At 36.1% G+C, this 13282-nt stretch carries 4 protein-coding genes; all 4 read left to right on the top strand.

The genetic code is table 11. The features are described from left to right. Positions 1-121: 121 nt before the first annotated feature. Positions 122-1036 (top strand): sigma 54-interacting transcriptional regulator, encoded by a 915-nt coding sequence (locus tag B0H50_RS03560; protein WP_106197874.1) that lies wholly within the window; start codon positions 122-124, stop codon positions 1034-1036. Between the two features lie 2 nt (positions 1037-1038). Continuing rightward, positions 1039-12330: a LamG-like jellyroll fold domain-containing protein gene (locus tag B0H50_RS03555; RefSeq protein ID WP_109587257.1), complete on the top strand. Its 11292-nt coding sequence runs from the start codon at positions 1039-1041 to the stop codon at positions 12328-12330. A gap of 9 nt (positions 12331-12339) precedes the next feature. Beyond that, on the top strand, positions 12340-13047 hold the full coding sequence (locus tag B0H50_RS03550; protein WP_106197872.1) for an FISUMP domain-containing protein: 708 nt from the start codon (positions 12340-12342) through the stop codon (positions 13045-13047). 2 nt (positions 13048-13049) lie between these two features. Continuing rightward, positions 13050-13282: FISUMP domain-containing protein (locus B0H50_RS13270; RefSeq protein WP_269843923.1), on the top strand; the 233-nt coding region annotated here is incomplete at its 3' end.

The raw sequence follows: 13282 nt of genomic DNA, 5'->3' as shown, positions 1-13282 counted from the left end.
CCTTTTGTAAAAAAAACGTTTTTTTGTAAAAAATAGAAAACAATTGAAACATTTTGACTGATTAAAGCGTCTATAGTAATAGATACGCGTTTTTTGAAAATGAACCTGAAAAAGGAGAAAAATGGCGGATTCCAAAAAACTTTTAGAGATCGCAGCGCGGTCTTCCATTCCGGTTCTTCTTTGTGGAGAATCGGGGACAGGAAAGGAAGTGATGGCGAGGCGATTGCATGCGATGAGCGATCGTGCGCAAGGCGCATTTGTCGCGGTAAATTGTGGCGCAATTAGCCCCGGACTTGTGGAAAGTCTTTTTGAAGGCTCGTGCCGAGGCGCTTTTACAGGAGCGGTTTCTAATCAGCAAGGATTTGTCCGCGCGGCAGATCACGGCACACTTTTTCTCGATGAAATCGGTGAACTTCCTCTCGAAATTCAAACGCGTTTACTGCGCATTTTACAAGAACGCTCGGTGACGCCGGTCGGTTCGCAGCAAAGTATTCCGGTGGACTTTCGATTGATTTGTGCAACGCATCGCAATTTACAAGCAGCGGTGTGTGCAGGGAAATTCCGCGAGGATTTATTCTTCCGATTAAATGTGTTCCCAATTCGATTGCTCCCGCTGCGTGAACGGATCGATGAATTGCGCACAATCGCAGTAGAAATTTGGCGGGAATTGTCTTCGCGAAATTTAACAGAAAGTGAATTAAAAAGTTTGTGTCAATTTCCGTGGCCCGGAAATGTGCGGCAACTGAAAAATGTATTAGAACGATTTCAGCTTTTGCAAAATTTGGGCGAAACTTTGGACGATATTTTGTCGAGTGAACCGTGGGATTTTCGTTCATTACAAAATATTCATGTGCAGGAATTGTCTGCGTCATTATATCGCAGCGTAAAAACTCCCGCTTGGAAAAGTATTCAAGAAACACTTTTGCAATGCGGAAACAACAAAACAAAGGCGGCAGCACGGCTGGGAATTAGCCGCGGCTCACTTTGTTATCAAATAAAAATTCACAATCAACAACTGAGGAATTTGGAGAACTAAAAATGAAAAACAGTTTGGGTTATGGAAGAAAGCTCTTTTGGAGCTTGGTTTTCGTCTGCGCGTCTATTTGCACGGCGAATGCGATGGCATCAAATAATTCTGCGATTTACATTTTATTAAACACAGAAACATCAAACGCAAAAACTTGTTGGAATTCTTCCTTAAAAAATTATGTAGAAGAAAAAATTGCGCGGGAAAAAGGTTCCGTTTATTGCACAAGTTATGATTTAAGAGAAATATCGCCGATTGAATTTGCACAGGAATTTTCGAAAGCGGAAAATTCAATTTTAGATTTAGCGCAAAAAAATTGGTTTGAAAATTCAGAAAATGTAGAACTGAAAAATTGGAAAAAGAAAAATTCAAAATCAAATTTTGAAAAATTAAAATCGCAAAATCCCGAAATGGTTCCGCTGCAATTTATTTTAGTTGTTGAAGGCGCAAGCGGTTTAGCTGTTCGAGAATACATTCAAAGTAAAAATTATCAAGGTGAATTTGTTCAAGTTTTATTTTTCAACACGCCGCACGAAGGCACGGGTTTTGCAGATCAAGCGTTGTTCAATCAAAATTTGAATGCGATTAAGCAAAAGAAAAATGCAGGCGATGTCGCGTCGCTGATGTCGGTTGCGCTAACGGGATATTTGTTAGATAAAAGCAGCTTATTTCAAGAATTTATGTTGACGCTTGCATCGAAAGCGGTGAATTATGCCGCGTTAAAATTGGATGATTCTGCCGAAAAATTTTTGAAAAATCCAGAAGTATTTTCCCATTTCAATGAATCGAATCAATCTTTGTGGTACTTGGCACAAGATGCGGATTTGAACGATTTGAAATATAAGACGTTAATCGAAAATGCAAAAGCGAAAAATATTCCGGTGGAAAATTATTTGGGCAGCACACAGCTTTTAAATTCGAGAGAAATTCAAAATTCATTTTTGCAGCCGAATTACAATTTGATTTATTCGTATGGAATGCCGACAATTGGAAATGGCCGTAGGACTTTAGCGGATTATTTTGATCAAAGTAAAAATCATATTCCGCAAGAAAAATTAGAAGCGATTTTGGCCGATTCTTTGCAGCAAATTTTTAAAGGTTTGCCCAATGAAAGTGAGTTAATTTCGAATGCAAAAAAATCGGCGCAAGAAATTTTAGCAAAAGGAAAAATAGCCGATGAATTGAAAAATCAAATTTCAGATAAATTAAGTGAGTTGAAATTAGGCGAATTCAATCAATATGTGGATGCATTAAATGCAATTCGAGAATTGGAATTTGATAGCGGAAAAATTCCGCAAAATATTTTGAAGATTTTATCGTTCATCGAAAAAATTATTCCCGATGGATTTAAATCGGAATTGTATTCGAGCATTTTAGAATATGTGAATCAATTTGACGAAATCAAAAACGCCGCAGGAAATTTAAAAAGTGGAATGAATTTAACGGCGCAAAATTTATCGAATTATGCGGTGAATTTTTTTGACGAAGGTTCGTTCGATGTTCCCAATTATAGCGCGATGGCAAAAAATGTAGCGGTCTTTCAAAACGCACCGCGCTTTGGTTATCCGCTGAATGATATTGCGGAAAAATATAAAGAATATGAAAATTTAAAAGAATATCAAAATTTAATTTCGGATATTGGAAAATTGGAAAGTACTCGCAAAAAAGTGGATGTGGGATTAAAAGCAGCTTGCAATGCTCTAAATTTTTTGGGGAGACAATATAAGGCGATTTGTCAAGCTGCAGAATTTGGCGTTAACATCGCGATGCTCACTGAAAATGCGAGCAGAACAAAATCTGTTCTTAAAAAAGCTGAGGTTTTAAAAAATACAAAGTACATGGCAGTGAACGAATCTTTTAAGGATTCAAATAAAGTAGAAGTTTCAAGTTTTGATAGCAAAAATAAAATCACCGTTTATTATAGCGACTTAGAAAATTTTTTGTTTTATGAACCGAAAATTTCAATCGTGAGCGAAATTCAAAATGATTCCATCATTCCTCTTCTTTTAAAAAAGGAAAATCAAAATCTCGATTCTTCTGCGATTCATTTGAAAATTTCAAAAGAAAATTTTGAAAAAAAATCAAGCGAAAAACAAATTGAAAATGGAAAAATTCCGATTCAAAAAGTGGAATTTGAAAAGCAAAATTCTCGCATTTATAAGCGAGTGAAATTTTCAAATGTCGATGCGATTGCGGTAACGGATTTTATTCAAGAATTTCATTTTCAAATTGATGATTTAGAAACGGATAGTTTGTGGTGGATTCGTTTAGATTTTAACACGAAAATTCAGATTGCATTTCAGCGCATGACGAATGGAAAATGGATTTTGCATTACGGCGTTTCGTATGATTATCAAGCGGTGGATACATTAAGCACAAGCCCGATTCTAAAAAATGGACAATTTAAAATTTCTTTGAATCAAGATGTTTTAGATAAAGTCAATCGAAAATTAAAAAAGAATGATAAGGTGACGCTTTCTGCGCTAGAAGAAGATGACGTGAATGTTTTGTATGTTTCGATGATGAATAAATTGGGATTTGTCGGAAGTCAAAAATTGAGTTTTTATTTTCAGGTAACGGATATTTTGTTTGAAGAAAAATTTCCCAAATCGTTTGATGTCATTTCGAGTTTAGAAGAAATTTCGGGGACACTGAATAATTTAGATTATCCGATAGTTGCAAATTCTGCGTACGCAAAAATTTCGCGATTGGATTCAACTTTGATTTTCATTGATAGCGTCAAATTAAATGTGGAAAAGAAAAATGAAAATATTTATGCATTGAGTGCGAATTTAAAATCGCTGAATTTGTCCGAAGGCGAATATTTCATCGAATGGATTTATTGTACGAAAAATACGCTGAGTGAAAATGTAAAGCCGCAGAAAAATTCTTATAAGAGTTTTATTACTGTGGATAAAACGGCGCCACATTTTAAAATGGAGTTGACGAAAAATTTGTTGAATGGTCGTGAAACGCAACCGATTGGATTTGTCAAATCGCTGGATACTCTTTCGAATCGTTCAATTCGGGCGTTGCGCGTGCTTGCGATTTCAAATCAAGATACGGTAACGCTTTTAAAAACTTCGCACAAAGCAGAAGAGTATTATGACTTTAAATTTCCGATGAAAAATAAATTTTCGGGCAAAGTAAAAATTTTAGCGCAAGCGTTTGATTATACAAAGCCGAATTTTGAAATCGGAAAGAAATTAGACAGCTTAAGATTTTCTGAAGACGTTTGGAATTTCGTCGTCAATCAAAATGGAAATTTTATCGAAGGCATTAACGGCACAATGGTTGAATCATTTGTGCTTATTGATAATGAAATTCCGACGATTGCAAAGAATTCTTTGAAACTGAAATTTGCGAAAAATGAATTTTTGCAAAATAAGCCATCGTTGAAGAGGAATGAAAATATTTTGAACGATGACGATACTTTGAAAATTGCGTTTCAGATTCAGAAAAAATTGACTGTTATGGATTCCGCTGATTTACAAGTGAATTTAATTTTTGAAGATGCATTGCAGCAAAAGAAAAAATCGTATTTGAATTTCGCAACGCTGAAAAATAATTCGTTAGATTTTACTTTTGAAGAACCGATGGCGAATCGATTAGAAGACGGTTTGTATAATGTCAATGTGCAAATTATCGATGACGCCGGAAATATTTTTGAAAATCAAATTTTCGAAAATTTAAAAGTTGATAGAACATCACCGGATATTGAAAGTATTTTCGCCAATGATATTGTCTTTGATAGCGCAAGTCAATTGAATTTATTGACTGTAAAACTCAATCAAAGCCGTGATTTAGAAATCAATCAATCCGATTTGCAATGTTACATGCAAAGTGAAAAGGATGAAAAATTTTCACAATGGATTTTTGCGAAAAAAGCAAATGCAAAAGAAAATTATTTTACGGTGGAAGTTCCACAGAATTTAAAATCAAATTGGAAAAACGGACTTTACAACATTCATTTTGGATGCTTGGACCAAGCAGGAAATTTTGAAAAAAATCATACGCTCATTTCGATTGGGAAACGTTATCCCGAAATTACTTATCCGAATGATTCGATTCAAAATTATTATTCGGGGAAAATTTTGATTTCGGGAATTGCACCAAATCCCGAATTGCATGCAAACGATAATTTTGCCGAATTTAAAATTGAATATCGCGCAGCAAAAGATTCCATTTTCACGCAGAATAAAATTGATTATTTAAAGTCAACTGTTGATGTAAAAAAGCAAGATTTAGCGATTTGGAATGCAGAAAATTTCAACGATGGCGAATATATTTTAAGGCTTTCGACGCGAGCTTGCAAAGATTCTTGTGAGTGGGTTTCAACGGAAAAAAGTTTGGTGATTTATTCTGAAAATTTACCGAAGTTGCAAGTTCCACGAATTGCGTATTCAATTCCGAAAAATCAAATTGTCGGCGACTTAGATACCGTAAAATTTGAATTCAAAAAAGATGAATTGGATACGACAAATTGGGTGCTTAACGCAAAACTTGAAGTCTTGAATGATTCTGTTTTTGTGCCCGCGAAGAGTGAATATTTTAATCCTGTTTTTGTATCGCCTTTCTGCACAAAACCAAATTTTGAAAATGAAGGCTTGACGGTTTGGCAAGATTCAAATGATGTGTGGAATTTACTTTGGAAAGGAAACGCTCAAGGAATTTTTGATTCCGCGTCGAATGGGCGATTGGATGCGAATTTATCGATTAAATATTTGAATCAAAATGTGAAATTTTTGAATGCAAAGCCAAACGAAATCAATGATAGCGTAAATGTGCCGGCGATAAAAATTAACTCGACAGAAATTCCTGCGTATAATCGCATTTCAAAATTTAATTTGCAAGATAGTTTGTTTATTCAAATTCAAACGAATGAATCTTTCGTAATTGATTTATCAAGTGTTGAAAATGCGCAAGATAAAATTTATTCGGGAAAATTTTCTTCCGAAGAATTGAAAGTTTTTGGCGGAGTTCTTTATATTCATCCGTCGGAATATCAAATTAAAATCCCGTTTCATGGACTCACGCAAACGGGACTTTACCCGAATGGAAATCAGTCTCGTTTGAAAATTTTAGCTTATTCCAAATCGAATCCCGGAAATTTATTTAGCGATACAATTTCGTGGCTCATGAATGCGGCAGCGACAAAAATTGTAAGCGATATGAACGATACGGGCACCGTGTACATTGGCTTTGTGGATTCGACGAGTTTGCAAATGCAACTTGCAAGACTTGGTTATGAATTTGGAATTGTCGGACGTTCAAGTTTTATTAACGCAGAAATTTTAAATGCCAAAAAAGAAAAAATTAAAACTCTTCTTCAAAATAAATATCTTGCGGCGGGAACATCTCGAAGTGCATATAAATTAACTTGGAACGGCGAAACGGATAATCATTTTGCAGAAACAGAAATGGGAATGCATTATTTGAAAATCACTGCCAAGGATGTTAACGGAAAAATTTTAGATGAAAAAGAATATGCGTTTAATGTGAAATTTGCCGGCGGATTAGTCGAAGCGCCGGGCGCAAATTGGGATGAAGGCGATGTGAATTCGGAATTTCCGGCTGCATTATTTATCGATGAATCTTACATCGATAAAAATGGTGATAATCGTTTCGAAGGAAATTTAGATTATGAATTACGCACCAACGTAACTTCAAAATTTTTAGCTGAAAAAGAAAGAACTTTTCATTACAAGTGGGATTTGAAAAATGGCTATCAATATCCTGCGGTTTATAAAAAGTACCGCTACAGCGTAGGCATTCATCGGCATCGAAGCGAATTTCCGGTGACTGTAGCTGTGCTGTTGGCATCGCAGGGGTATGATTTTTATTTACGAGGAGGGAATGATAATGGTGATCGAATGTGTTTTTTAAAAAATAAAAGTTATCCTTATCGAATTAAAATTGATACATTAACATTGAATGAAAATTCTAGCATAAGTGGAATTTTTGAAATCAATTTAGATGCTGATTTAAACATTGTTGGCTATAAGGAATCATCAGAACCTTATACTTCTGTGATGGAAGTTAAAATTTTCCCGAGAGATGTTTATAAAATACTCAGACAGAAATTAGACAATGATATATTTTGGGGATATGCAAACGAGGAATTGAAAAATGAGAGTGATGATTATCAATTAACAAATATTTTAAATAGTAATATTTATGATGAACATAAAAAACTTTACTATTGGTTTAATAATTTTGGGGGGCAAGTAGTATATTGGCATGATCGTGGCTTTTTTAATTATCAAGATTCGATGGCGGTATTTTTTCCAATTTATTCAGCAAAACAAGTTTGTTCTGTTAATGATAAGCAAGTAGAAACTTCTATTTGTGGATCTAAAACGCCCAAAGAAGAAAAGGAAGATTCATTAAAATTAGAGAATCCGCATTATAATATGCTTGAAATACGCGCAGTTCCATTAAAGAAAAAACAGTTTGGAACATCGTTTAAGGCTAAACATTTTAGTTGCCATCAATATAAAGCTGCAGGTGATATCAAAGTCAAACTCCATTTACAAGTAAAACAGGAATATTGGAATCCGAAGTGGGGTTACAATAATTTGGCAAATCGGTTTGTGCGATTTGATCCGACGAATAAAACGCTTTTTGGAAATGAAGGCTATTTTGAATCCGACCAAAATTCTCCCAATTTCTTTGATGGCATTTCGTGGAAGTACGATTCCAAGGGCGAAGATTTGACCGCAGTGGAAGCGGCTCGTTTGAAAATGCGAAAGACGGAAACGAATCCGCTTCTCTTTGCCGATGAATTAAGTGGAAAATATATTCAGTCAAATTTTGATGTGAAATTTTTCAACACGGAAAATTCGTATGCGGTAACTGTGCGCGATTCAAATTTCCACGCTTATGGAAGTGTAATTTCTAATATTCAAGATTCGCAAGTTTCAACTTCTGTTGCTTTGGGAATTTCTCCGCTGAATATTCTTTTCGACGTGGCGCCGATTTTAAATCCGAGTTCGGCAATTCAGCAGGATTCTAGTTTCCGTGTGCCGTATCCGTATACGAAATCGTTGGATTCTATTATTCTTCCGCAAACAGAAAAATTTTCAACAGTGCGCTATTATCCGAATTTTCTTTCACGCGTACATTTCGGTTTGAATGATTGGAATGATTCGCTTTGGTTGAATTTATGCACTAGCGTTTTTTGTCAAGTGCAACTTATGCGAAATCCGGTAACGGATTCGTCGCTCGCTAATTCTTCGGCAATTTGGAATTTGCAAAATTTACCGCAGAAAAATTTTGCCGATTCAACATTTTCGTATACGCTAAAACCGAATCATTATCAAACGCGTGAAAAACTTTGGCAAGTTCCGTTTCAAAATTTGCGCACCTTCCAATTGGATCATTCTCCAAATGATGCGATTCATGCATCCGGAAATTTAAAACTTGTCAAAGCGGATTCTTCGGATTGGAAAATTGAAACGGATAATTCCACTTGGAAAATTACCAATGTCGGCGTTGATTCTAGCGTGGTTTGGCGTTACATTTATTCGCTGGATAAAAAAATAAAAGACAAAAGTTTTGCGCAAAATGTTCCTTTGGAAAATGTAGCGAAACAAAATTTGAAAGATTCAATTTATTCGAGTTTATGGTTTAAACAATTAAAAGTTTCCGATGATTCTTTGTTTTTACGCTCGGATTCGCGTACAATTCATCCCTATTTAAAATCCAAATATGATTCAATAAAAAAAGTTTTTGAAATTTCAAAAAATCAAATTCCGTTAAATTCTCGGATCGAAGAAATCGCAACGATTCGCGGACGCGTGCCCGGTGAAAATCAAAATTGGGAATTGTATTATAGCAAAGATGGTGCGCTGTATCCGATAACGAAAGGCGTTCAAGAAAAGCAGCCGAAAGATTCGCTTCCGATTTTGTATCAATTGGAAATGAATCGTTTGCAAGGAAATACTTCGTTTTTCTTGACTTACGGCTCCAAAAGTAATCAAACTTATTTCAGAAAATTTGATTTGCATGTTGGAAAATTGGTGAATGAAAACGATACGATTGTTCATTCGATGTATCGCAATTTGTCCATTCATTTTTCGAAAAATGCTTGGGAAAATCCGACAGATGTGACTGTTCGAACGATTGGACTTAGCGATTATAATTTTAACGCTTTTGAAAATTTAGAAATAACAGGCCCGATTTTAGAAGTGTTGCCGTCGCATGATTTCGGTGACGATGAAAAGAATTGGCCGCAAGTCGAATTTCAAATCGATAGAATTTCTCTGGAAAAACAAAAGCAAAATCCGCAGAATTTAAAAATTTATAAACCGAATTTTGAAACGAAAAAAATCATTCCGCTAGAAACGCAAATCGCGGGCTACTTGGATGAACAAGGAAATGCCTCCAGTGAAAATGAAAATTGGGCATTTGTAAAAATTGTGGCGAAGACGAAAACTTTTTCCACTTTCTTTGCGATGGATTCGAGTTTGTTCAAGAATGTAAAATTGAAAAATTCCGATTCTGCAAAAGTTGAAAATTTAGTTTGCAATGATTTTAATTTGGACACCATTTGGGCGGGAACTTCAAATGGTTATCTTGAATTGCCTTATCCTTGTCGCGGAAAAAGTAATTACTTGCTGCAACTTTATGCTTCTAACAATTTAGTGGCGGAGCATCAAGAAGTTTCTGCAAATCCAATTGCATGGAAAATGCGTAACTCCGATATTTCAGAGTCCGCAGAAATTTACCGCTCTCAAATTTTATTCTACGGCGAAGACAATTCTTCGATTCAAAAAATGGGTCCGTATATTCGAATTGATTCGATTGCGCCGCAATTTGAAAATGTGGAATACGAAGTTTTAGAAAGCGGAAACGACCGTTTAATTCAAACAGATATTTCGCTAAACGAAAAGGAAAGCGGCATTGCGAAAGTCACTTATAATTTTTACTTCGCCGGAAATCTAATTGAAAGTCGTGTTGTTTCTGATGAAAAAATTTTAGCCGAAGATTTCGTTCTCGATAGAAAATCGTTAAATAAATGCATCGGCTGCAAAGCGGTCATCAAAATTCTTGCCGAAGATTACGGCCATAATTTTGTGAAAACAGAAATTGAAACGCCGAAACTTTATCCGTATCCGATGTCGCTTGCGTATTGGTGGCCGCTTTCCGAAGGCGCGGGAGAAACCGGTTTTGAAATTTTAGAATCGGGAAAAAATTTTGATTTGTCAAAAATTTCTAAGCGTTGGCTTTTTGGCTCGAGCCTTTATCTGTATGCGCCGACGGATGAAACGATGACTGCGAAAATTTCTCGCGCCGATTCGATTCATGAATTTTCTCTTGAAATGAATTTTAAGGCGGGTTACAATTCTAAAAAACAAGAATATTCGATTGTTGGAAAGAATGGTGAAAATGCCTTTGGAATTGGACTGAATCCCGAGAAAAAATATTTTGTAGAAAACGGCAGCGAACGAAAATATTTTAATGCTGCCCGAAATCCGAAAGCGTTTGAACATTTTGTGTTTGTGATGAATCGGAAAAAAGTTTCGCTCTATAAAAATGGTGAATTTGTACAAAGTTTATCCTTTGCCAAAGAATTTATTTATAGCGGAAATGGAAAATTTATTTTGGGAAATCGTTCGCCGAAAATTGCTGCGGTCGGTCAAATCAAAGATTTGCGCTTTTACACGGCAGCGTTGAATGCGGAGCAAATTCGGAATTTGTATGAAGGCATTTTGAATTTAGAGCGCGATGAAATTTATACAGCGCGTGCTGCGGATTTAAAATTGAACGATTTGACGATTGATCAATCGTGCGCTGCGCCGGGACGGCGATTTGTGCGGCAGAAAAATTCGTCAGGTTTAGGATTTTTTACATGGAATGTTTATCCTAAAACAGGGAATTATAACTTATATTTACTTTTGCGAAATTTCGTCGGCGAGGAATCAAAGGTTGAAATTTTCGTCAATGGTGGTATTCGAGGAACTTATACAATGCATTCAACTGGACTTTTTGAAAGCCAAAAAGTCGAAGGTCTAACGCTTGGACTTTCGAATACAGAAACGCAAATTGAAATTCGTCCGTTGGGAAATTTAAGCATTGCAGGCATTGCATTAGTCAATTCCGAAAAAGAAATTTCTCCTGAAAATGTGGATTATGGCGCTGGCGATTGGAAAACAGAAACGCCGAAAGTTCAAGTCGAGATGGATTTTGAAAATCCTGAAGATAAAACTTGGGCGCGCCCAAAAGTAAAAATCAAAAATTTGACGAATGAAATTTTTGCAGGGACGCGGTTGCGCTATTATTATCGCGGAGAAGGCGAAGATGTGCAAGCGGTAAGTTTTTATCCGAATTTACCGATGACGATTTCTTCTGATGCGGGCAGTGTTTATTATGCGGAATTGACATTCAATGAAAATATTCCCGCTTATGGTTCTCCGTATTTTGGCGAAGGACCTAAAATGGGATTGCATCGAAACGATTATTATTTCCCATGGAATACTGATGATGATCCAAGTTCATTGAAAAATGAAAATGGCGATGCAACTGGAGTTTTGTTGCTAGATGAAATGGGACATGCTTTAAATGAATTCGCCTGTTTTGATGAAGATGGCGTTGCCAAAGAATCAAAGAAATCGGTTCGAGTTCTTGCAAAAGATGTATCAAATGATTTAAATCAATCTAGCAATATCACGATGCTTGTTGAAAATATTGGGTCTGCAGCAATTCAAGGTTTTGAAACTCGCTATTATTATCGCGATACATTGAATGCGATTATTGATGTTTATAATAATCCTTTTGCAAAACAAAGTGTTGTGTATGCTGGCGGTGATTTGTATTATGTTTCCTTTATCTATGAAAATGAAATTTTAAATCCGAAAGAAAAATCGGATTTTGGAAATGGCGTTCAATTTGCTTTGCATTATGAAAATTGGCAAGGAAATTGGAATGCGAATAATGATCCTTCTCACGCTGCGTTGACGCAAGATTGGAACGTTGCCGATTCAATTGTGGCTTTAGATTTGCAAGGAAATATTTTATTTGGTTTTGCTCCGCAGCCGCAATTCTCTGCGCCGAAATCATCGGAAAATAAAAAAGCAGATTTGTTGCACCGTATGGGTAAAGAGGTGATTGTCAAAATTGCAGAACCCGCGACTTATACGTTAGAATTAGTCAACGCAGTAGGAATTCCTCTCGAAACTTTGTATTACGGATTTTGGAATGCGGGAGAACATTCTGTTTCTGTAAATAATCGGGAATTTCCGGGATCGTATTTGGTCTTACGCAAAGGAACAGAAATTTTAACCTGGGAACTTTTTCACTAAGGAAACTTTATGCAATTTATTTTGAGGTTTGGACTGTTGGCGATTTGCCTTTGTGCGATCGCATGCTCCGAAAATAGCAGTAGTGCTAGCGATTTTGATGCGGCGAGCATTTGCCCGGAAAATTTACGCGGCACATTTATCGATGAGCGTGACGGGCAAGTTTACAAATATACGACGATTGGCAATCAAATTTGGATGGCAGAAAATTTGAATTACGATTCGCCGCATAGTTATTGCGCTGATAATGTCGAAAATTATTGCGAAATTTTTGGAAGGTTGTATGCGCTAATTGAAAATGAAGAAGATTTTGGCAATCTTGATTCAAATTTAGTGGCAACTGTTTGTCCAGCGGGGTGGCGTGTGCCTTCTGAAGAAGATTGGCTGACACTGATGAATACGATTGGCGGAGAAAATACTAGGTTGGTTGATGGAAAATTTGAATCTGAATATGGATTAAGATTACGATCAAATTTATTTTGGGAGTATTCGATGTATTATGCTGGAGATTCGTGTGGTTTTAGTGTTCTGCCAGCCGGTTTTTCGAATAAACATTTTAAAATTCAAGGGGTTGGGGAAAGTGCATTTTTTTGTAGTTCAACTCCAAATATTTATTCCGATTCAACAGTATCAATAAAAGCAGGCATTTTATCTGGACGAACATTTTCTTTGGTTCATAATGGATCTAACAAAATGTCTATTCGCTGCATCAAGGAGTGATGATGAAAAAGTTTTTTGAAATTCTTGCATTTAGTTTTATTTCTGTTTTGTTCTTTGCCTGTTCGGATTCAAGCTCTGGATTTTCTGCAGGAGATGTTTGCCCGGAAAGTGGGCGAGGCACATTTATCGATGACCGCGACGGACAAGTTTACAAATATACGACGATAGGCGATCAAATTTGGATGGCGGAAAATTTGAAATATAATGCAGAATATAGCGTTTGTTACGATAGCTT

It is taken from the genome of Hallerella porci (assembly GCF_003148885.1).
Classification (GTDB): Bacteria; Fibrobacterota; Fibrobacteria; order Fibrobacterales; family Fibrobacteraceae; genus Hallerella; species Hallerella porci.
This window is presented reverse-complemented; position numbering and strand designations above follow the sequence as displayed.